This window comes from Streptomyces sp. NPDC087906 (assembly GCF_055584925.1).
Map to the genome: position 1 here is coordinate 765,611 of NZ_JBVJLC010000001.1, position 20,514 is coordinate 786,124.

Below are 20,514 nucleotides of genomic sequence, written 5' to 3' on the forward strand. Positions count from 1 at the left end.
GAACGGTAATGGAGAATAGGTAGCTGTATGCGCGCTGTGGTAGTAATTGAAAGCCTGAAAGATAATCCGTATTTTTCAGACAAGATCAAAGATATCGCGGATGAGGTAAATTATCTGCCTTCGCGACCCGACCACGATCAACTGCGTGACCTGCTCGGTCAGTACGACCTGCTGGTCATCGGTGCCCGTGAGCGCATCACCGGCGAGATGTTCAAGGGTGAATCGGTGCGTACCCGCATCGTCGGCACTCTCTCCGTCGGCACTGACCACCTCGACCTTTCGGCCCTCGCGGAGGCCGGCATTCATGTGGAACGCTGCCCGACCGCGAACGTCAGGTCTGTCGCCGAGCATGCGCTGGGTCTGCTGTTCGCCCTGTCCAAGCATCTGAAATGGGGGGACCGACTGGTAGCTGAGGGGGGATCACGCAGTGAACTCCCCTCGCTGCCCTTCGAACTGAGCGGCAGGACCCTAGGGCTGATCGGTTACGGAAACATCGGAAGCACTCTGGGGAAACTGGCATCCTCGCTCGGTATGCGGGTGGTCGCAACCAGCCGCACGAGAAAGGGAGGAGGCGATGGGGAAGTCCGGTTCGGCACACTCCGGGATGTCTTGAAGGAGAGTTCTCTCCTGTCGGTCAGCGTCCCACTGACCGACGAAACCCGTGAGTTCCTCGACGCGGACGCTTTGGCGCACGTTCGGCCTGGCGCCATTTTGGTCAACACGTCGCGAGCCGAGGTCGTGGACGAACAGGCCGTACGCGAGGCCCTCGACAGCGGGCGACTCGCGGGCTACGGCGGGGACTACGACCACGCCGCACCCGATCTGGTCGAACGGCCCAACGTCCTGATCACTCCGCACGTGGCGGGGCTCACGATCGAGTCCAACGACCGGCTCGACAATGAACTGATCGACAGACTCGTTGCGCATCTGAAGGGGTGAGCATGCTCGCAGCGCTTCCGGTTAGTGACACCGCCAACGACTGGATCGGGCTCGTCGCGAACCTGGTCGGGATCGGCGGGGTCTTCGTCTCCATTGTCATTCTGCTGCGCGTGCAGCGGATCAGTACTGCCCGTAAAGACGAACGTGAGCTGGTCTCCAAGGCATTGCGGCTGCGCGATCTGAACTCATCCCTCACGGCCGATGCGGAGACACTGGACGGAAGCGCGAGCCCCCGCCAGCAGGAACTCGTCAAATCCGACCTGTTGCAACTCAGTGCGGAACTGGAAGCCGCCACCCGGATACTCGTGCCCGGTAGTACCGACGGCCCGGGCCTGACCGGAGCGCAGTTGTACCGTGACGGCTACTGGACCGATGCCTTTGCCAGTGATGTCGTCAAACGTGTGGCCCGACGCCTGTGCATCGTCACATGGAGAAACTCGCGCGTACTGAATGTAGGCCTGCTTGAGGAGATTTTCCGTCAGCTCAAGAAGCATCCACGCCTGCTGGTCGAGGTCTTCGCCGTCGACTGTGACGCGAACGACGAGACGTACATGAGCATGTCCAAGATGCTCACTCTCGGCAGTCCGGACGTCATGCGGCGCGAACAGCGGCATTACCGGGACGTTCTGACCGACATCTGTCGCGAGAGGGTCGCCGACGGTTCACTCCAGCCTGATGTCGTGGACCGGTTCCGGTACTTCGAGACCCGGGTTGGTCCTGTCATGCACTGCATCGTCGCCGACGACGACGCCTACTGGGGAATCAACTTCTTCATGAACCCTGGCTCGGGGGCGAGCGAACTTCTGAACAGGGCCTACATCACGTCGAATTGCCGTAGTGAGTTCGGCAGAAAGATTCTTGAGCAGGTTGACATCATGCGCCATATGGACTCGACGAGTAGGTATCCCCTTCCCTGATCACTGAAGGCACCGGGAGCCCGCACCATGCACATAGACCTGGTTTTCCCTCCCGCCCACGACCCAGCGATGCCGCACTCCGCGTTGCCGCTGCTCAAGGCTTACGTCGAACGCAATTCTCGGCACACAGTAACCTGTCACGACGCCAACCAGCGCTTCTTCGCGGAGCTCTTGCGGGATTACAGTGACGAGGCCTTGGAAGTCCATCGCGAGGACTATGCGCGGACGGACCAGGTCGTTCCCGCCGTCCTGTCTGCCCTGCGCTTCGACTCATGGCTCAAGGAGGCCTTCGCGCGCTGGAGCGATCAGCATGACGGGTACCGGATCTCCATGCGCGGGCTGCGGACGCCGTACGACCGAAGAGAACCGGAGTCCGTGCGCAGCTTTGCCACTGCGGCCCGGACGCCCTTCGATTCTCTCTACGAGAGAATGCTGCCGCAGATCGGCCCGGTCGTGGGCATCAATCTGAGTGTGGAGGACCAGATACTGCCGGCCTTCCGGCTCGCCTCGTTGATCCGGAACACCCACGGCGACGCGGCCCGGATTATCTGGGGCGGCTCCCTGCTGACTCGGCTCCGTCCCGTGATTGCCTCCGAACTCGGGGAGTTCTGGGATTATTTGATCACTCGGGAGGGCGAGGTGCCGATACTTTCCCTGCTGCAGTCGCTGGACAGCGGGTCGGCCGTGCCCGTCGGCGAGGACCGGATCCTGTCCAAGTTCTCTGCCCGGCTTGAGCGTTCCAGCATCGTCGACCCGTTCACCAGCCGCAATGTCACGGAGATCGAAAGCACAGGCGGAGCCGACTTCACCGACTACCGGGTGGACGAATACTTCAGCCTCACGCCCATGCTGCCCGTCCTTGCCAGCCGCAAGTGCTACTGGGGAAAGTGCAGCTTCTGCACCATCCACGAATCCTGGGATCCGCTGGCGCGACAGCGCTCAGCCGAGAGCGTCGCGGGAGAAATCGCCGGGCTGCGTGCCACGTTCGGAATCACGCACTTCCGATTCGTCGACGAGGCGATGCCCCCTGACCTTCTTGACGAGTTACTTCCGCTCATCGAGCCTCACCGAGTTGCATTCGAGATCTATGCGATTGCCGAACGGCGTTTCAGAGATGCCGAGTTCGTGGCCCGGCTGGGACAGGCGCGTTGCCGACAGGCTTACTTCGGGCTGGAGTCGGCAGACGAAGGCGCACTGGTTGCTCTCGGCAAGAAGATCAACCAGCACCGTCACTACGGTGACATTTTTGGGAGCTGCGCTGCCGCCGGCATCCACGTCTACACGTACACCCTCTTCGGCTTCCCCGGTTCGTCCGACCTTGCGGAGCAACGGACCGTGGACTACCTCATTCGCGAAGAAGCCATCCAGTCGGCCACCATCTCCAGTTTCATCCCGGTCACCGGCTCCCCGTTCGCCGTGGACAACTCGGAGCGCCTGACCCATACCCTTCGCATGACTGAGGACTTCGAGAACGTGATGATGGGCCTCCACAAGGAGGATCTCACGCAAAAGGCCAACGACAGCGCTACCGCAGCCGTCGATGCCGTGTACACGGCACGTCCCGACCTCGCCCTGACGGCCATGCTCAACGACGAGATCAGGTTCAGTCTCTCGGACCGGTTCGGTTCGGATTTCGCAACTGCGGCGGTCTCATCCGGGCGCTTGGACATCAGGACCGTGACTCGGGACGGCGACGAGACGATGCAGCAGGAGCGCATCAACAGGTCACTCCGTTCGTGAAGGCTCCTTCGGCAGCAGGCGGCTTGCCAGGGAGCGGGCCCGGGGCAGGGGGTCCTGCTGGGTGCCGCGCAGCAGGGCTGCCATCGCGCCGTCGTGGATCAGCAGTACGTCGCCGGCCAGGGCCGCCGGGTCGTCGGGGGTGAGCGGGGCCGCCAGGTGGGTCAGGCGGGTGAGGAGGAGGGTGGATTCCGCCGTGATCACCTCGTGGGCCGGGTGGGCGGGGTCGGGGAGTTCCGTGCTGGTCGCCAGGAACGCGCAGCCGCGGGCCGGGACGTATCGGCTGCGGTAGGTGGCGACGGCGTCGAAGAGGGCCAGGAGTCTGCCGGCGGGAGAGGGTGCCGCGTCGACGGCGTCCTGCCACATGCGGTCCCAGCGGTCCAAGCGGCGCTGGAGCGCGGCCACGATCAGGCCGTCCTTGCCGCCGAAGTGGGCGTAGAGCGTGCCCGGCGCCACGTGCGCGTGGTTCAGCACCTGGTCGACGCTCGTGCGGGCGATGCCGTCCCGGTAGAAGAGTTCGTCGGCCGTGTCGAGCAGCCGGTCCCTGGGGGAGACCACCGCGCGTCGGGTGTCCTGGTCCATGGCCCCTACAATAACGATCGTTACAGTGAAACGACCGTTACAGCGAAGAGGAGCCTGCTCGTGCAGAGCCTGCTCGTGCGCATCGCGGACCGCTCCACCCGCCGCCGCGCCGGGCCCTTCGCCGGCGCCGCCCTCGTCATGGTCAGTTGCCTCGGCGTGCAGGCGTCGGCCGCGCTCGGCTCGACCCTCTTCGACCGGCTCGGCAGCCCCGCCGTCGCCGGGCTGCGGCAGCTCTGCGCCGCCGTGGTCCTGCTGGCGCTCGTACGCCCCAGGGTCCGCGGGCGCGGTCCGCGCGAGTGGGCGGGCATGGTGGTCTACGGGGCGGCGATGGCCGGGATGAACCTGGCCTTCTACGGCGCCGTGGACCGCCTTCCGCTCGGTGTGGCCGCGACGCTGCTCTTCCTCGGGCCGTTCGTCGTCGCCGTCGCCTCGGCGCGCGGCTGGCGGGACGCGCTCCTTCCTGTCGTCGGGCTGGCGGGTGTTCTGCTGGTCACCCGGCCGGGCGGTATGCCTGAGTGGGCCGGGATCGCCTTCGGGCTGCTCTCCGCGCTCGCCCTCGCGTGCTACACCGTCTTCGCCCAGCGGGTGGGCCGGGCGTCGTCAGGCCTGGACGGACTGGCCCTGTCCGTCGGCGTTTCGGCGACACTGCTGCTGCCCTTCTCCCTTCCCGCCACACCCCGCGTCGGCGGATCCGACTGGGGCCTGGTCGCCGCCTGCGGCCTCGTCGGGGTCGCCCTGGCGTTCACCCTGGACTTCCTGGCCGTCAGGACGGCGGGCGCCAAAGTCGTCGCGACGCTGTTCGCCCTCGACCCCGTGATGGGCGCGCTGGTCGGCGCCGTCGCACTCGGCCAGAGCCTGTCCCCGCCGGTGCTCGCCGGCATGGCGCTGATCGTCTCGGCGGGCGCCGCGGCCACCTGGCGGGCCGGCACGGCGCGGGGAACCGCGCGCGAAAGCGCGCCGGGCGGCTGATTGGGCGGGTCGCGGGTCTCCCCAAGTCGTACCGGGCGGGGTGATTCTGGGCGTCCACCGTCGAAGGGGTCGCCATGGTGTTCCACAGCGAGTACGCGGATGTCCCGGCCGTCGATCTGCCCATCCACGACGCCGTGCTGGGCCGCGCCGCCGAGTTCGGGGACGCCGTCGCGCTGGTCGACGGGGTCACCGGGACGAGTGTCGGTTACGACCGGCTCGACGCCGCGCACCGGCGGCTGGCCGCCGCGTTCGCCGCCGCCGGGGTGGTAAAGGGGGACGTGCTCGCGCTGCACAGTCCCAACACCGTCGCCTACCCGGTGGTGTTCTACGCCGCGACCCGCGCCGGCGCGACCGTCACCACCGCGCATCCGCTCTGCACGGCCGAGGAGTTGGCGACGCAGCTCCGGGACTCCAGGGCGCGTTGGATCGTCACCGTGTCGCCGCTGCTCGATGTGGCGCGCAGGGCGGCCGAGTTGGTCGGCGGGATCGAGGAAGTGTTCGTCTGCGACCGGGCCGAGGGGCATCAGTCGGTGCTCGACATGGCCGGGTCGACAGCCCCGGAACCGGACGTCGCCGTGGACCCCGGCGAGGACATCGCCGTACTGCCGTACTCCTCGGGCACCACCGGCGTCCCCAAGGGCGTGATGCTCACGCACCGCTCGATCGCCACCAACCTGGCGCAGTTGGAGCCCGTCATCCCCATGGCGCCGGGGCACCGCATCCTGGCCGTGCTGCCCTTCTTCCACATCTACGGGCTGACCGCGCTGATGAACGCGCCGCTGCGGCACGGCGCCACCGTCGTCGTCCTGCCCCGCTTCGACCTCGAACAGTTCCTTGAGGCGATCGAGAAGCACCGCATCAACGGGCTGTTCGTCGCGCCGCCCATCGTCCTCGCCCTGGCCAAGCACCCGGCCGTCGCACGGTACGACCTGTCCTCGCTCGACTACATCGTCAGCGCCGCGGCCCCGCTGGACGCCCGGCTCGCCGCCGCCTGTTCGGAGCGGCTGGGGTTGCCGCCGCTGCGGCAGGCGTACGGCATGACGGAGCTGTCGCCCGGCACCCACGTCGTACCGCTGTCGGCAGCCGCGCCGCCGCCCGGCACCGTCGGCAAGCTGATCGCCGGCACCGAGATGCGGATCGTGTCCCTCGACGACCCGGCGCGGGACGTCGGCCCCGGCGCCGACGGCGAGATCCTCATCCGCGGTCCGCAGGTGATGAAGGGCTATCTCGGCCGCCCCGAGGAGACCGCCGCGATGATCGACGCCGACGGCTGGGCGCACACCGGCGACGTGGGCCGGGTCGACGGCGACGGATGGCTGTTCGTCGTCGACCGGGTCAAGGAACTCATCAAGTACAAGGGATTCCAGGTCGCCCCCGCCGACCTGGAAGCTCTGCTGCTCACCCACGAATCCGTCGCCGACGCGGCCGTGATCGGTGTTTACGACGAAGACGGGAACGAGGTCCCCAAGGCATACATTGTCCGTCGGCCCGGTGCCGAAGCGCTCACGGAGGGCGACGTCATGGCGTTCGTCGCCGAACGCGTCGCTCCCTACAAGAAGATCCGCCGGGTCGAGTTCATCGGCGGCGTGCCGCGCGCCACCACCGGCAAGATCCTCAGACGTGAACTGAGAGATCGCGAGAGGGAGAGCACGTGACAGAACAACCGCCGGGACAGCCAAGAGAGCCCCAGGGGTCGCGGGGAGCCGTGGCCGTCGCGCACGAGCGCGGCATCACCACCCTCACCCTGGACTCGGCCGCGAACCGCAACGCCCTCTCGGCCCAGCTCGTCGCCGCGCTCGGCGAAGCCCTCGGCGCCTGCGGCAAGGACCCGTCCGTGCGGGCCGTGGTGCTCACCCACAACGGCTCCACGTTCAGCGCCGGCGCCGACCTCAAGAGCCCCGCCAACCCGTACACCTTCGTCGGTCTCATGCGGCAGATCGTCGAACTGCCCAAGCCCGTCGTGGCCCGGGTGAGCGGCCATGTCAGAGCCGGCGGCCTCGGTCTGCTCGGGGCGTGCGACATCGCGCTCGCCGACCGCACGTCGGACTTCGCCTTCACCGAGGTACGCATCGGTGTCGCACCCGCCGTGATCTCGCTGCCGCTGCTGCCGCGCATAGAGCCGCGCGCCGCCTCCCGCTACTACCTCACAGGCGAGCGCTTCGACGCGGCGGCAGCCGTGCGGGCGGGACTGATCACCGAAGCCGCCGACGACGTGGACGCCGCGCTCGACGTCGTACTCGACGGGCTGCGCCGGGCGTCGCCGCGCGGCCTCGCCGAGTCCAAGAAACTGCTCAACGCGGCGGTCCTGGAAGGGTTCGACGAGCACGCCGAGGATCTCGTGCAGCGCTCCGCCTCGTACTTCATCACCACCGAGGCCAGGGAAGGCATCGCGGCGTTCCTCGAACGGCGGGACCCCGCATGGGTGCGGTAGCCGCGCCCAAACAGGACCGCAGCAGGGCCACCAGACGGCGGCTGCTGGAGGCCGCGGTCGCCTGCCTCGCCGAGGTCGGCTGGGCAGGCTCCACGGTCGCCGTCGTGGCCGAGCGCGCCGGGGTGTCGCGCGGCGCGGCGCAGCACCATTTCCCCACCCGCGAGGACCTGTTCACCGCAGCCGTCGAGTACGTCGCCGAGGAGCGCTCCCACGCGCTGCGCGCCCTCGTACCGGCCGGGCCCGCACACCGCAGGGAAGCGGTCGACGGGATCGTCGCACTGTTCACCGGGCCGCTCTTCCGGGCCGCGCTCCAACTCTGGGTCGCCGCCGCCAACGAGGACCAACTACGGCCGCGCGTCACCGAGTTGGAGGCGCACGTCGGACGCGAGGCACACCGCATCGCGGTGGAGCTGCTGGCCGCCGACGAGTCGCTGCCGGGCGTACGGGAAACCGTCCAGGGGCTGTTGGACATGGCGCGCGGCCTCGGCCTCGCCAACCTCCTGACGGACGACGGCAAGCGCCGCGAGCGGGTGGTCGCGCAGTGGTCCGCGCTGATCGAGGAGGCGCTGCGGCCACCCGCCGGGTGACAACCGGGCACGGTCAGATCGCGTCGTACCCGTCGATCTCCCGCGGGTTGCGCGACGCCGGGCCCACATACCGCGCCGACGGGCGCACCAGGCGGCCCGTGCGCTTCTGCTCCAGGATGTGCGCCGACCAGCCCGCCGTGCGGGCGCAGGTGAACATCGACGTGAACATGGGCGCCGGCACCTCGGCGAAGTCCAGCACGATCGCCGCCCAGAACTCCACGTTCGTCGCCAGCACCCGGTCGGGCCTGCGCGCGTGCAGTTCGTCCAGCGCCGCCCGCTCCAGCGCCTCCGCCACCTCGAAGCGCGGCGCGCCCAGCTCCTTCGCCGTGCGGCGCAGCACCCGCGCCCGCGGGTCCTCGGCCCGGTACACCCGGTGTCCGAAGCCCATCAGCCGCTCGCCCCTGTCCAGCGCCTGCCGGACGTACGCGGCGGCGTCGCCGGTGCGCTCGATCTCCTCGATCATGCCGAGGACGCGCGACGGCGCCCCGCCGTGCAGCGGACCCGACATCGCGCCGACGGCGCCCGACAGGGCCGCCGCCACGTCCGCGCCGGTCGACGCGATCACCCGCGCGGTGAACGTCGAGGCGTTCATGCCGTGTTCGGCGGCCGACGTCCAGTACGCGTCGACGGCCTTCACATGCTTCGGGTCCGGCTCACCGCGCCAGCGGATCATGAACCGCTCGACGACCGTCTCCGCCCGGTCTATCTCCCGCTGCGGCACCATCGGCACGCCCTGCCCGCGCGCCGACTGCGCCACGTACGACAGCGCCATGACGGCGGCGCGCGCCAGATCGTCGCGCGCCGTTGCCTCGTCGATGTCGAGCAGCGGCTTCAGCCCCCAGGCGGGCGCGAGCATCGCCAGCGCCGCCTGCACGTCGACCCGGATGTCACCGGAGTGCACGGGCAGCGGGAACGGTTCGGCGGGCGGCAGCCCAGGGTTGAAGGCGCCGTCGACCAGCAGCCCCCACACGTTCCCGAACGAGACGTGGCCCACCAGGTCCTCGATGTCGACCCCGCGGTAGCGCAGCGCGCCGCCTTCCTTGTCGGGTTCGGCGATCTCCGTCTCGAACGCGACGACTCCTTCGAGTCCGGGTACGAAGTCGGACATCGGGCGGCTCCTCAGCGGTTGGCATCGGCTCAAGCGCGCGTGAGCGCGCGTGCAGGAGGCAGGAACGATAGCCGCTGCGCCGGGCGACGGCGGCGGCCGGTAGGCGTGATGTCCGGCACTGCCCGGCGGCCGCGGCCGCCCCTGGTGCAGGATGAGCCCGTGCCTCACGAGAACCACGATCCCGCCGCCATGCGCGAGCAGTACCGCTCGACCCCGCTCCTGGAGTCGGAGCTCGCGGCCGACCCCATGGACCAGTTCGCCCGCTGGTTCAAGGAGACGGCGGCATGCGGACTCCACGAACCGAACGCGATGGTCGTCTCCACCGCGACCCCCGACGGGCACCCGTCGTCCCGCACGGTGCTGCTGAAGCACTACGACGAGCAGGGCTTCGTCTTCTTCACCAACTACACGTCCCGCAAGGGCCAGGAGATCGCGGCGAACCCGTACGTCTCACTGCTCTTCCCCTGGCACCCGCTGGCCCGCCAGGTCGTCGTCACCGGCAGGGCGGCCCGGATCGGCCGCGACGAGACAGCCGCGTACTTCCGCACCCGCCCGCACGGCTCGCAGCTCGGCGCCTGGGCGAGCGACCAGTCGGCGCCGATCGGTACGCGCGAGGAGCTGCTGGCGCGGTACGAGCAGCTCGCCGCCCGCTACCCGGAGGGCGAGCAGGTGCCGGTGCCGCCGCGCTGGGGCGGGCTGCGGATCACACCGGGCACGGTCGAGTTCTGGCAGGGCCACGAGAACCGGCTGCACGACCGGCTGCGGTACGTGGCGGAGGGACGGCACTGGCGCGTCGAACGCCTCTGCCCGTGAACGTTCGCTGCCCGTAACGACAAGAGGCCCGCGACGAAGGCGGGCCGGAACGCAGACGATCCGCGGGCCATGGTCCCTCCGTGGAGGGAGCCGGCCGGACTTACCGGCGGCCCGCGGATCGGGTGACTGCTTGGGATTTCGGCCGTCGACCGGCCGAGCACCACGAGAGTGCGACAGCGAGCCGTTAGCCCGCAGCCACCTCACTTGTCCGGACTGAATGCATCTTCCGGATCACCTCCTTTCGGTGTGCGACACACGTTAGGCCGCCGTCGCGGCAGGCTCAAGGGATTTAAGGGCCTGTCGTTCGGATCTTGCCGGGCTCGCGGGCGCTGGCACCGCGCCTCGCGGCGTTGTCGTCGGTCGGCGACGCTCCGCGTCGCCTCCCTCCTCCGCCTTGCGATCCACGGCACCAGCGCCCGCTCCCTGATCCGGCCTGATCCAAACGACAGGCCCTAAGTCCTGATTGTTGAGCGGCCCGATTTGCGGGAAGCTTGTGTGTGGTGTGTCACGTTCGAGTTGAATGATCTGGACGCGCGTAGCGTCCTGTAGGGGGTGCCGGCATGAGTGCTTCTCGGAGCGAGACCACCAGCGTGCCCGGCCCCGATCCGGCGTCAGGGCCTGGGTCGGACCTGCTCGCCGCCCTGCTGGACGGTATGGACGCCGCGCTCTGCGCCTTCGACGCCGACGGCGTGATCACGCACTGGAACCGCGAGGCCGAGCGCGTGCTCGGCTGGTCCGCCGAGGAAGCCGTCGGCCGGCACGGCTTCGCGGGCTGGGCCGTCCGCACGGCCGACGCCGACGAGGTGCAGTCGAGGCTGATGTCCGCCATGACCACCCCAGGCCGCCAGGTGCACGAATTCGCGCTGCTGCGCAAGGACGGCGGCCGGGTGCTCGTGCGGACCCAGTCGGCCGGGGTGCGCAGCGCCGACGGCGCGCCCGCCGGGGTGTACTGCGCGTTCAGCGAGGTCCACGCGCAGATCGATCTTGAGCGCTCCATAGCCCTGAGCGAGGCCCTGTTCGAGGAGGCGGCCTGGGGCGTCGTCCTCGTCGACGTCGATCTGCGGCCGACCGTCGTCAACGGGCACGCGGCCCGCGCGCTCGGCTCCGGGCGTACGGCGGTGCTGGGCAGGCCGCTGGGCGAGCTGGTCGTGCAGGGCGTGGACGAGCTGGAGGCGGCGCTGCACCACGTCCTGGCCGAGGGTGCGCCGAGCGGGCTCGTCGAGCTGTGGGTGACGGTCCGTACGGCCGAGGGGGAGCGGCGGCGCTGCTGGCGCAGCGGTTTCCTGCGGCTGGCGTCACCGCTCGCCGAGGAGCCGGTGCCGCTGGGGGTCGGCTGGCTGTTCATGGACGTGACGGATGTGAAGGTCGCGGCGCAGGAGGGCGACCGGCTGAGGTTCCGCTCCAGCCAGCTCCACCGCGCGGGCCGGGCGGCTGCCGAGTGCGAGGACCCGACGGAGGCGGCGACGGTCTATCTCGACTTCGCGCTGGCCGGCTTCGCCGACCACGCCCTGGTCGACCTCGTCGCCGAACCGCGTACCGGACCCGGCGCCGGCCTGTCCGGCCTCGACGCGCCCGTACGGCTGGTACGGGCGGCGGCGACACCCACCGGCGGCGCGGGGCCGAGCATGCCGGTGGAGGCGGGCGGCATACCGGTGCGGTACATGGACGGGCATCCGGCGCTCCAGGCGATGGAGCGCATCGGTTCCGTACGGGCGAGCGCGCCCGCGCGGCCCGGCGGCGGGGCGCCGTCGCCGACCTGGGCGGCGTCCCGGCAGTGGCCGCCGGACGCGACGCACGCGCTGTGCACGGTGCTGCGCAGCCGGGGCAGATCGCTCGGCGTGGTCACGTTCCTGCGCGGCGCCAGCAGGGCCGCGTTCGAACGGCCCGACGCCGTGTACGCGGAGGATGTGACGATCAGGATCGCGACGTCCCTGGACCTCGCCCGCGCGCTGCCCGAGCACTGAGCTCGCGCGCGTCCGCCGGGCCCACGCCCATCGGCCGGGCGCCGCGTCCGCTCATCGCCGCACGGCGGCTGCGTCAGTGGTGGTAGAAGATCCGGTCGCGGTTCTCGTCCATGACGCGGCTGTTCCACTCGCGCCCGCCGCCGACATTGGCCGACCGCAGCAGCGGCGGCTCGATGCCGCGCTCGGCGAGCTGCCCGGCGGCTGCGGCCATCGTCGCCTGCATCAGCGAGCTGGTGACGACGGTCGACGCGGGGGCGAACGGCGCCTCGATGCCGTCGGCGGTCAGCTCGGCGTCGCCGATCGCGATCTTGCTGTCGAGCACGACGTCGCAGTGGTCCTTGAGGAAGGTGCCCGTGGCGTTCCGGGACTCGGTCCCTTCCGCGTATGCGACGGACGTCACGCCGATCACCTTCAGACCGCGCTCGCGCGCGGTCAGCGCCATCTCGACGGGCAGCGTGTTGCGCCCGGACAGCGAGATGACCACGAGCACGTCGCCCGAGGTCGCGGGCGACGCGTTGAGCACGGCGGCGGCCAGCCCCTCGACGTGTTCAAGACCTGAGCCGAGCGTCGCGGGGATCACGTCGACGCCCGTCGTGCCCGGTACGCAGAGGAGGTTCATCACGGCGAAGCCGCCGGCCCGGTAGACGACGTCCTGCGCGGCGAGCGAGGAGTGCCCGGCGCCGAAGGCGAACAGCCGGTTCCCCCCGGCGACGGCGTCGGCGATCAGCGCCCCGGCCGCCGCTACCGGCCCCGTCTCCTCGTCCCGTACGCGCTGCAGCAGACCGATCGCGGCATCGAGGAACTGACCGGCCAGCTTGCTCTCGCTCATCGAGGAGCCCTTCGAAGGGGGTGGGGGAATGCCTGTGCCGCCGATCACGTTGAGGTCTGGACCATTGCTCTGTCAATACGCCTCTCGTCGCCGCGGCACGGTTGTCAGCGGTATGCGTCAGAATTGGGGTCAGGGCCAGCGCACGATTTACCGAGGGGCACGTATGTCCGGACTGATCGACACGACGGAGATGTACCTCCGCACCATCCTCGAACTCGAAGAGGAAGGTGTGGTCCCGATGCGCGCCCGGATCGCCGAGCGCCTGGACCAGAGCGGCCCGACGGTCAGCCAGACCGTCGCGCGCATGGAGCGCGACGGCCTGGTGCAGGTCGCGGGGGACCGGCATCTGGAGCTGACCGACGAAGGCCGCATGCTGGCGACGCGCGTCATGCGCAAGCACCGGCTCGCCGAGTGCCTCCTGGTCGACGTGATCGGCCTGGAGTGGGAGCAGGTGCACGCGGAGGCGTGCCGCTGGGAGCATGTGATGAGCGAGGCGGTGGAGCTGCGGGTGTTGGAGCTTTTGCGCCACCCGACGGAGTCGCCGTACGGAAACCCGATCCCGGGCCTCGAAGAGCTGGGCGAGGCGGCCAAGGCGGATCCCTTCCTGGACGCCGGCATGGTGAGCCTGGCCGAGCTGGACCCGGGCAGCGAGGGCAAGACCGTGGTCGTACGCCGGATCGGCGAGCCGATCCAGACGGACGCGCAGCTCATGTACACGCTGCGGCGCGCGGGCGTGCAGCCCGGCTCCGTCGTCAGCGTGACGGCGTCGCCCGGCGGCGTGATGGTCGGCAGCAGCGGCGAGGCCGCCGAGCTGGGCTCGGAGGTCGCCTCGCACGTGTTCGTCGCCAAGCGCTGACGAACGCGCCGGCGCACGCCGGTAGATTTCCGGCCGGAATGGCAGCGGTCGGGCGAATCGCGTGCCAGGCTGTCGCTGTGGCGATGACCTGAAGCGTCGGCCCGGGGTTCGCCCCTCGGTCGGGGAGGGAGCAGGGTTGTGCGCCGTTCGCGCTTCCGCGCCTGCCTTGTGCGACCCCGTGCGCCGCTGCGCGGGTACGGAGTGGGGACGGCTCCGGCACCTCGCGGTACCGGAGCCCGTCCTCCCCTGCGCCGACCCGGAGCCCCGAGCTCCCAGGGCCGGCTCCCGCGGACCGTCATCCCCGAGCGGTCCGCCTCCCGAAGAAGATCTCCCCTCGGCCACGGGCTCCAATCCTTGAGCGTGGTCACTCGAACGAGCGATGTTGGGTGGCGGCAGCGTATTTTCGAATGCTAGTTCGATAGTCTGGCGGTGTCCGGGACGACCACCCGGAACGTGAGCTCAGATCAGAGAACCGAAGGGGGTGCCAGGGACAGTGGCGCAGCGCATCGATGTGACCGGAGCCGATGGCGTACGCCTGGCTGCCTGGGACTTCACGGCGCCGGGAACGCCGTCCGCGTCCGGCGTCTTAATGCTCCACGGACTCATGGGCCAGGCCTCGCACTGGGCCGCCACGGCGCACTGGCTCGCGGGCCGGCACCGCGCGGTCGCCCTGGACCAGCGGGGCCACGGCGCCAGCGACAAACCGACGGAGGGCCCGTTCAGCCGGGACGTGTACGTGTCCGACGCGGAAGCCGCGATCGAACAGCTCGGCCTGGGCCCCGTCACCCTCATCGGCCACGCGATGGGCGCGCTGACCGCGTGGCAGCTCGCGGCGAAGCGCCCCGACCTGGTGCGGGCCCTGGTGATCTGCGACATGCGCGCGTCGGCGCCCGGCGCGGCGTCGCAGCGGGCCTGGGAGGACTGGTTCAGCACCTGGCCCGTCCCCTTCGCGTCGCTCGCGGACGTCAGGCGGTTCTTCGGCGAGGACGACGCGTGGCTGGAACAGCCGAGCGCGACGCGCGGCGAGTTCTTCGCGGAGGTCATGACGGAGCGCGCGGACGGCTGGTACCCGGTCTTCTCCCGCCACCAGATGCTCACGACGCGCGAGACGTGGGTCCACGACGCGCACTGGGAGGAACTGGCCCAGGTCCAGTGCCCGTCGCTGGTGGTCCGGGGCCCGGACAGCGAACTGGGGCGGGCGGAGGCGCAGGAGATGGTGCGGGTGCTGCCGCGAGGGCAGTACGCGGAGATAGCGGACGGCGGGAACTTGCTGCACTACAGCCGGCCGGAGGAATGGCGCGAGGCGGTGGAGCCGTTCTTGAACGGCGTCCTGACGCGGTGAGCTTGTGGTTGCGGGGGGTCTGGGGTGCGGCCCGCTTGCCCGGTTCCGGGTTCCGGGGCCTCCGGAGGGGGGTGTCCGGACTGCGGTGTCGCCGTCCGGTGGGGGCGGCCGGGGTGCGGTGGTTGCGGTGCGTTGTTCGTCTGCCGGGTTCCGGGGCCTCCGGAGGGGGGTGTCCGGACTGCTCGATCGCTAGCGCTCCTACGCTTTACGTCCGGACACCCCCCTCCTGCGGCCCCGGCCCCCTTCCCCCGGTGGGTCCCGGTCTCAGCGCCCGCGTGGGCGCGGGTGGCTGGGTGCGTGCGGGGTGCGGCTGCGTCCCTGGCGTGGGCGTCCGGTCCCTTCCGGCCGGTGGCCGGGAACACCCGATGCGGGCGTGCGGGCTGAAGGGGGTCGTGCAGGGGTGGTGTCCGGAGCGTAAAGCGTGATTTGCGGCGCATGTCCGGGTGCACCTCGTGTGGGACGAGTGCGCGCCGTAAATCGTGCAGCGCAGGACACGACCCCGGAACGGCCCCCGGCGACAACCGCAACCAAGACACGTGAACCCCGCCGGACGGCGACAACGGCAACCCGGACCGGTCACCCCGCCGGACGGCGACTACCCCTTGCTGACCGCCAGCAAGATCTCCGGCAAGCGTGACGACGTCTGCGGCGCCGCCACCCTTAGGCCCGTCCACGTCAGCAGTGCCCCGTACGCCGCCCCTACCGGGAGCAGGAGCCACGTCCAGGACGTTTCGCCCGTGACGTGGAGCCAGATCGTCACGGCCAGGACCGGCGCGCACAGCAGGGCCGCGCCCAGCATGCCGCCGAAGATGGAGATCCAGGCCAGCCCCGCCTGGCCGGGCGCCACGTTCTTGTAGCCGCTGTCCTGCGGGATCGAGTACGGGAACCGCGCGGACGCCACAGCGCCGGTCGCCAGCATCGCGCCCAGCAGCGCGAACGAGAGGCCGAGCGCCTCGGGGAACGCGCTCCAGTCGCCGAGGAGCGCCGCCGTCGCCAGCGTGACCAGCGCCGAGTACGGCAGCGTGATCAGCAGCAACGCGAGGGCGCGGGCGCGGAGTTCGGCGTACGCGTCGCGCGTCGTCGTGATCGTCTGCGCGACCATCCAGAACGCGGAGGTGTCCTGGCCGAACTGGTTGTACATCTGGATGCCGAGCATCCCCGCGGCGAAGCACGCGAAGTAGATCGTCCCGGCCCCCTGAAGCGCGTTGAACAGCGGCACGATCAGGCCGATCACCAGTGAAGTGACCCACGCCGCCTTCGTCTTCGGGTCGCGCCACACGTACCGCAGGCTGCGCAGCATCACCGTGCCCGTACGGCCCTCGGGCAGCAGCCGGCTGAAGCCGCCCGACTCCTTGCGGGACGGTTCCGCCGCGGCGAGCGTGGAGCCGTCCGGGGACGTCATCAGCTTCACCAGCGAACGCCGCCAGGCGTTCACCGCGAGGGCCAGTGCCGCGAAGGCCAGCAGGAGTTGGGCCACGGCGGCGCCGTACGAGCCGTCGCTCGCCGACTGGATCGCGCCGATCGCCGAGGCCGGCGGGATCCACCGGACGACGTCGGCGGTCGGGGTGAGCGCCGAGAGGCCGCCCGCGTCGCCGAGGCGCTGGATGCCGAAGTTGACGACCTGGATGCCGACCGCGATGACCAGGCCGCTCAGCACGGCCAGGTCGCGGCCCTTGCGGGAGGTCAGCAGCCGGATGTTGGCCGCCGCCACCGCGCGGGCCAGGGCCACGGCCACCAGCAGCACGAGCGGTACGGCGATGACCGCCACGACCACGGCCGCGGCGCCGTGCGCCGTCGCGAACGCCGAGCCGATCAGCAGGCAGAGGGTGAAGAGGGGGCCGATCCCCACCAGCGACGTGATCAGCAGCGCGCCGATCAGCGGGGCGGGCCGCAGCGGCAGCATCACCAGCCGGGTGGGGTCGAGGGTTTCGTCGCCGCTGGGGAAGAACAGCGGCATCACGGTCCAGCCGATGGCGAGCACCAGCGTCAGCAGCACCGTCAGCGAGGCGATGTGGTCCTGGCCGCGCAGCAGGACGAGGCCGAGGAGTTCGCCGGCGGCGAGGAGCAGGACGACGACGACCGAGGCGATGTACGCGGCGGCCCTGCCGGACGACTGGCGCAGCCCGTTGCGCAGGAGCGAGAGCTTCAGTCGGACGAAGACGGGCGTGAGGGCTGCGGTGTTCACCGGGCGCCGCCCAGCCAGTCGAGCGTCTCGCCGCTGTCGCGGCCCTGCGCGCCGACCAGTTCGAGGAACGCGTTCTGCAGCGACGTCGCGTCGCCCCGTACGCCGGCGAGTGTGCCCTGCGCGCGGATGCGGCCGGCGGCCATCACGGCCACCCAGTCGCACAGCGACTCGACCAGCTCCATCACGTGGCTGGAGAAGACGACGGTCGCGCCGGACGTCGTGTAGCGCTCAAGGACCCCGCGGATCGTCTGCGCCGACACCGGGTCGACGCCCTCGAACGGCTCGTCCAGGAAGAGGACTTCGGGGTTGTGCAGCAGCGCGGCGGCGAGCCCGATCTTCTTCCGCATGCCGGTCGAGTAGTCGACGACGAGTTTGTGCTGGGCGCCCGCCAGGTCCAGGACGTCGAGGAGCTGCGTCGCGCGCTTGTCGACCTCGGTGCCGGGCAGCCCCCGCAACCGCCCCATGTAGCCGAGGAGTTCACGCCCGGACAGCCGCTCGAAGAGCCGCAGGCCCTCGGGCAGGACGCCGATCCGCGCCTTGACCTCGGCCGGGTCGCGCCACACGTCGTACCCGGCCACGTTCACCCGGCCCTGGTCGGGCCGCAGCAGGCCCGTGATCATCGACAGGGTGGTGGTCTTTCCCGCGCCGTTGGGGCCGACCAGGCCGATGAACTGGCCTGCGGGCAGCTCCAGATCGATACCGGCGACGGCGATCTGTTCACCGAAGCGCTTCCACAGCCCCTCGACGCGGACCGCTGGTGCCTTTTCCTCCGTCTGCTGCGACATCGCCCGCACAGCCCCTTTCGTGTCCCCCATGGACGACCCACCTTAGGGGGCGGCGCTGAGGCTGCTGAAGGTCAGGCGCGGCGCGACCGTTCCGCCGCGGCCTCCTGACCGCACGCGTACGCCAGCGGGCTGATCAGCTCGTCGGCGTCCGGCAGCCAGCGGTTCGCCTGGGTGGGGCGGCGGGCCCACTGCACGGCGGCGCCGCCGATCCGGGTCGGCGGGGCCGCCACGTAATGCCCCTCGCCCCGGCCGACCAGGTCGATCGAGGCGGGCGCCCAGCCCAGCTTCCGTACCAGGTCGTCCACCTTGGGAGCGGCGCCCGGCAGGACGAAGAACAGCATCCTGCGGTCGGGGGTGCGGGTCACGGGCCCGAGCGTGAGATCCATCCGCTCCATCCGGGCGAGCGCGAGGAAGCCGGCCGACTCCGGTACGTCCAGGGCGTCGAAGGTGCGGCCCGTCGGCAACAGGATCGAGGCCAGGGGCTGCTGGGACCACAGCTCGCGGGCGGCGACCGCGCTGCCGGTCACCCGCGTCGCCCAGTCGGGACCCGTGGCGTGCGCCCCCGGCGCTGCGCAGTCACTCTCGCCGCAGGAGCACCGCTCCGCGCCCTCCACCGGTTCGAGCCAGGTGCCGGGGAACACGTCCCAATGCCGCTCTTCCGCGTACCTCACCGCACTGTCGAGCAGCAGGTCGCCCCGCTGCTTCGGGATCTGGGCGGCGTCCGTGAGTCCGATGGTCTCTTCCACGAACAGCACAACTCCCCGCACCACCTCGGGTTACGGGCGCGCGCCCCCTGCGCCGTAATGCGTCGATCCCGCATCCGGGGCGCACCGGTGCATGGGCGGGGGCGCGCGTGGGGGAGCGTGCCGATCTGCGGGTAACCCTGTGCGGGGAACAGTGCGAGAGTGCTGTCCGCCCGGGTTCCGGGCCATGTTTCGGGACGAGATTCGAATTTCTCCGATATCACCGAACATGCGCATTCTTCGGACCACTGCCGGGCAGTGATCGCTGAGCTGATCACTGCGGCCACAGGGGGTATCCATGGCAGCCAGACCTCTCGTAGCGCGCCAGCCGAACGAGCGGCTCCAGGCGCTCATCCAGGAGGCCGGGTGCTCCAACGCCGGGCTGGCCCGGCGGGTCAATCTGGTGGGGACCGAGCGCGGTCTCGACCTGCGCTACGACAAGACGTCCGTGGCGCGCTGGCTGCGCGGGCAGCAGCCGCGCGGGCGTGCGCCGGGCATCATCGCCGAGGCGCTGGGCCGCAAGCTGGCCCGTACGGTCACGATCGACGAGATCGGCATGGCCAACGGCAAGAACCTCGCCTCGGGTGTCGGCCTGCAGTTCGCGCCGACGGTCATCGGCGCGATCGAGCAGGTCAGCGAGTTGTGGCGGAGCGACGTCGGCAGACGCGACTTCCTGTCGGGCTCCGCCGTCGCCTCCTCGGCGCTCGTCGAGCCCAGCAGGGACTGGCTGATCACCGGCGCGGACGCGGCGGTCGCGCGTACCACCGGCGCGCGGGTGGGCGATTCGGACGTCGAGGCGGTACGGGCCATGACGGCGGCCCTCACCGACCTGGACCACCGCTTCGGCAGCGGCCATGTGCGTCCGGTCGTCGTGCACTACCTGAACAGCGTCGTCTCGGGCCTGCTGGCCGGTTCTTACCGCGAGGCGGTCGGCCGCCGGCTCTTCGGCGCGGTCGCCCGACTCACCGAACTCGCCGGGTACATGGCGATCGACACCGGCCAGCCGGGTCTCGCCCAGCGCTACTACATCCAGGCGCTGCGGCTGGCCCAGGCGTCCGGGGACCGCGGCTACGGCGGGTACGTACTGGCCGCGTCCATGAGCCATCTCGCCGCGCAGCTCGGCAACCCCCGGGAGATCGCGCAGCTCGCGCGGGCGGCGCAGGAGGGGGCGCGCGGCCAGGTGCCGCCGCGCGCGCAGGCCATGTTCTACGCGGCGGAGGCGCGGGGGCACGCCCTGATGGGCGACGCCCGCACCTGCCAGGCGGTCGCCGGGCACGCGCTGACGGCGCTGGAGCATGCCGGCGACGGGGCGAACGAGGTCTCGGGCGACGACCCGGACTGGATCACCCACTTCGACCGGGCCTATCTCGCCGACGAGTTGGCGCACTGCTACCGGGACCTGGGCCGTCCCGACGCGGCGGCCCGGCATGCGGGCGAGGCGCTGGAGGGCCACCCGGAGAGCCGCGCGCGGCGCCGGGCGATCGGCCTTGTCCTGCTGGCCAGCGCCCAGGTGCAGGCGCGCGAGGTGGAGGAGGCGTGCCAGACCGGCACCCGCGCCGTGGAGCTGCTGGGCACGCTGCGCTCCAGCAGGGGCGCCGAGTATCTGGACGATCTCCAGCAGCGCCTTGAGCCGTACGGGAACGAGCCCGCGGTGCGGGAGTTCGGCGCGCGGCTGGAGATCCAGGCGGCGTGAGACGCGGTTGCCGGGGCAGCCGGACGTGGTGGGT

Annotated in this window: 18 protein-coding genes; 12 read left to right on the top strand and 6 right to left on the bottom strand. The window is 70.6% G+C overall.

What is annotated here, in order from left to right:
• Window positions 1-27 precede the first annotated feature (27 nt).
• From ACZ63I_RS03390 to ACZ63I_RS03400, 3 genes are read left to right on the top strand one after another with little or no spacing between them, the layout of a single operon-like run.
• The gene (locus tag ACZ63I_RS03390) at window positions 28-939 is read left to right on the top strand and encodes a 2-hydroxyacid dehydrogenase (protein WP_469334857.1); all 912 of its coding nucleotides are present in this window, start codon (window positions 28-30) and stop codon (window positions 937-939) included.
• A gap of 2 nt (window positions 940-941) precedes the next feature.
• Window positions 942-1,856 carry a hypothetical protein gene (locus ACZ63I_RS03395; protein ID WP_469334858.1) on the top strand — a complete coding sequence of 305 codons (915 nt, stop codon included), beginning with the start codon at window positions 942-944 and terminating at the stop codon, window positions 1,854-1,856.
• Window positions 1,857-1,883: 27 nt separating this feature from the next.
• Complete coding sequence (locus ACZ63I_RS03400; RefSeq protein WP_469334859.1) at window positions 1,884-3,596, top strand: B12-binding domain-containing radical SAM protein; 1,713 nt, start codon at window positions 1,884-1,886, stop codon at window positions 3,594-3,596.
• Here the strand turns inward: ACZ63I_RS03400 and ACZ63I_RS03405 are convergent.
• A complete protein-coding gene (locus ACZ63I_RS03405) occupies window positions 3,582-4,175 on the bottom strand; it encodes a TetR/AcrR family transcriptional regulator (protein ID WP_469334861.1) in 594 nt (197 codons plus the stop codon). The genes ACZ63I_RS03400 and ACZ63I_RS03405 overlap by 15 nt on opposite strands.
• 60 nt (window positions 4,176-4,235) lie before the next feature.
• Here ACZ63I_RS03405 and ACZ63I_RS03410 point away from each other — a divergent pair, with 60 nt between their 5' ends.
• From ACZ63I_RS03410 to ACZ63I_RS03425, 4 genes are all read left to right on the top strand, one after another.
• On the top strand, window positions 4,236-5,144 hold the full coding sequence (locus tag ACZ63I_RS03410; protein ID WP_469334862.1) for an EamA family transporter: 909 nt from the start codon (window positions 4,236-4,238) through the stop codon (window positions 5,142-5,144).
• Between the two features lie 74 nt (window positions 5,145-5,218).
• Entirely contained in the window at window positions 5,219-6,799 is a 1,581-nt protein-coding gene (locus tag ACZ63I_RS03415) for an AMP-binding protein (RefSeq protein ID WP_469334863.1), read from the top strand.
• Between the two features lie 50 nt (window positions 6,800-6,849).
• The gene (locus tag ACZ63I_RS03420; protein WP_469334865.1) at window positions 6,850-7,575 is read left to right on the top strand and encodes an enoyl-CoA hydratase family protein; all 726 of its coding nucleotides are present in this window, start codon (window positions 6,850-6,852) and stop codon (window positions 7,573-7,575) included.
• Window positions 7,563-8,162 carry a TetR/AcrR family transcriptional regulator gene (locus ACZ63I_RS03425; protein ID WP_469334866.1) on the top strand — a complete coding sequence of 200 codons (600 nt, stop codon included), beginning with the start codon at window positions 7,563-7,565 and terminating at the stop codon, window positions 8,160-8,162. The genes ACZ63I_RS03420 and ACZ63I_RS03425 overlap by 13 nt, the downstream gene beginning before the upstream one ends.
• Before the next feature lie 13 nt (window positions 8,163-8,175).
• Here the strand turns inward: ACZ63I_RS03425 and ACZ63I_RS03430 are convergent, their stop codons facing one another.
• Window positions 8,176-9,270 carry a citrate synthase 2 gene (locus ACZ63I_RS03430; RefSeq protein ID WP_469334868.1) on the bottom strand — a complete coding sequence of 365 codons (1,095 nt, stop codon included), beginning with the start codon at window positions 9,268-9,270 and terminating at the stop codon, window positions 8,176-8,178.
• A gap of 189 nt (window positions 9,271-9,459) precedes the next feature.
• On the opposite strand from ACZ63I_RS03430, the gene pdxH reads away from it, so the two are divergent.
• Both pdxH and ACZ63I_RS03440 read left to right on the top strand, forming a co-directional pair.
• Window positions 9,460-10,083: a pyridoxamine 5'-phosphate oxidase gene (pdxH, locus tag ACZ63I_RS03435; RefSeq protein ID WP_469335542.1), complete on the top strand. Its 624-nt coding sequence runs from the start codon at window positions 9,460-9,462 to the stop codon at window positions 10,081-10,083.
• 560 nt (window positions 10,084-10,643) lie between these two features.
• Window positions 10,644-12,047, top strand: coding sequence for a PAS domain-containing protein (locus tag ACZ63I_RS03440; protein WP_469334869.1), 1,404 nt, complete (start codon window positions 10,644-10,646; stop codon window positions 12,045-12,047).
• A 73-nt stretch (window positions 12,048-12,120) separates the two neighbouring features.
• Here the strand turns inward: ACZ63I_RS03440 and ACZ63I_RS03445 are convergent, their stop codons facing one another.
• Window positions 12,121-12,876 (bottom strand): SIS domain-containing protein, encoded by a 756-nt coding sequence (locus tag ACZ63I_RS03445; RefSeq protein WP_469334871.1) that lies wholly within the window; start codon window positions 12,874-12,876, stop codon window positions 12,121-12,123.
• A gap of 163 nt (window positions 12,877-13,039) precedes the next feature.
• Between ACZ63I_RS03445 and ACZ63I_RS03450 the strand changes: the two genes are divergently transcribed.
• Complete coding sequence (locus ACZ63I_RS03450) at window positions 13,040-13,732, top strand: metal-dependent transcriptional regulator (protein WP_469334872.1); 693 nt, start codon at window positions 13,040-13,042, stop codon at window positions 13,730-13,732.
• Between the two features lie 493 nt (window positions 13,733-14,225).
• On the top strand, window positions 14,226-15,074 hold the full coding sequence (locus tag ACZ63I_RS03455) for an alpha/beta fold hydrolase (protein ID WP_469334874.1): 849 nt from the start codon (window positions 14,226-14,228) through the stop codon (window positions 15,072-15,074).
• 595 nt (window positions 15,075-15,669) lie between these two features.
• On the opposite strand, the gene ACZ63I_RS03460 is transcribed toward ACZ63I_RS03455, so the two are convergent.
• From ACZ63I_RS03460 to ACZ63I_RS03470, 3 genes are read right to left on the bottom strand one after another with little or no spacing between them, the layout of a single operon-like run.
• Window positions 15,670-17,259 (bottom strand): transporter, encoded by a 1,590-nt coding sequence (locus tag ACZ63I_RS03460; protein WP_469334876.1) that lies wholly within the window; start codon window positions 17,257-17,259, stop codon window positions 15,670-15,672.
• Window positions 17,256-18,074 (bottom strand): ABC transporter ATP-binding protein, encoded by an 819-nt coding sequence (locus ACZ63I_RS03465; protein ID WP_469334878.1) that lies wholly within the window; start codon window positions 18,072-18,074, stop codon window positions 17,256-17,258. Before ACZ63I_RS03465 ends, ACZ63I_RS03460 begins: the two co-directional genes overlap by 4 nt.
• 41 nt (window positions 18,075-18,115) lie before the next feature.
• Complete coding sequence (locus ACZ63I_RS03470) at window positions 18,116-18,799, bottom strand: bifunctional DNA primase/polymerase (RefSeq protein ID WP_469334880.1); 684 nt, start codon at window positions 18,797-18,799, stop codon at window positions 18,116-18,118.
• A 286-nt stretch (window positions 18,800-19,085) separates the two neighbouring features.
• Between ACZ63I_RS03470 and ACZ63I_RS03475 the strand changes: the two genes are divergently transcribed.
• Window positions 19,086-20,480 carry a transcriptional regulator gene (locus tag ACZ63I_RS03475; RefSeq protein WP_469334882.1) on the top strand — a complete coding sequence of 465 codons (1,395 nt, stop codon included), beginning with the start codon at window positions 19,086-19,088 and terminating at the stop codon, window positions 20,478-20,480.
• Window positions 20,481-20,514 lie beyond the last annotated feature (34 nt).

What these genes read in the sequence shown, in the direction of transcription:
- ACZ63I_RS03465 (WP_469334878.1), bottom strand. Translation starts at nt 18,074, where the DNA reads ATGGGGGACACGAAAGGGGCTGTGCGGGCGATGTCGCAGCAGACGGAG.
- ACZ63I_RS03475 (WP_469334882.1), top strand. Translation starts at nt 19,086, where the DNA reads ATGGCAGCCAGACCTCTCGTAGCGCGCCAGCCGAACGAGCGGCTCCAG.
- ACZ63I_RS03390 (WP_469334857.1), top strand. Translation starts at nt 28, where the DNA reads ATGCGCGCTGTGGTAGTAATTGAAAGCCTGAAAGATAATCCGTATTTT.
- ACZ63I_RS03415 (WP_469334863.1), top strand. Translation starts at nt 5,219, where the DNA reads ATGGTGTTCCACAGCGAGTACGCGGATGTCCCGGCCGTCGATCTGCCC.
- ACZ63I_RS03425 (WP_469334866.1), top strand. Translation starts at nt 7,563, where the DNA reads ATGGGTGCGGTAGCCGCGCCCAAACAGGACCGCAGCAGGGCCACCAGA.
- ACZ63I_RS03440 (WP_469334869.1), top strand. Translation starts at nt 10,644, where the DNA reads ATGAGTGCTTCTCGGAGCGAGACCACCAGCGTGCCCGGCCCCGATCCG.
- ACZ63I_RS03400 (WP_469334859.1), top strand. Translation starts at nt 1,884, where the DNA reads ATGCACATAGACCTGGTTTTCCCTCCCGCCCACGACCCAGCGATGCCG.
- ACZ63I_RS03395 (WP_469334858.1), top strand. Translation starts at nt 942, where the DNA reads ATGCTCGCAGCGCTTCCGGTTAGTGACACCGCCAACGACTGGATCGGG.
- ACZ63I_RS03450 (WP_469334872.1), top strand. Translation starts at nt 13,040, where the DNA reads ATGTCCGGACTGATCGACACGACGGAGATGTACCTCCGCACCATCCTC.
- ACZ63I_RS03430 (WP_469334868.1), bottom strand. Translation starts at nt 9,270, where the DNA reads ATGTCCGACTTCGTACCCGGACTCGAAGGAGTCGTCGCGTTCGAGACG.
- ACZ63I_RS03405 (WP_469334861.1), bottom strand. Translation starts at nt 4,175, where the DNA reads ATGGACCAGGACACCCGACGCGCGGTGGTCTCCCCCAGGGACCGGCTG.
- pdxH (WP_469335542.1), top strand. Translation starts at nt 9,460, where the DNA reads ATGCGCGAGCAGTACCGCTCGACCCCGCTCCTGGAGTCGGAGCTCGCG.
- ACZ63I_RS03445 (WP_469334871.1), bottom strand. Translation starts at nt 12,876, where the DNA reads ATGAGCGAGAGCAAGCTGGCCGGTCAGTTCCTCGATGCCGCGATCGGT.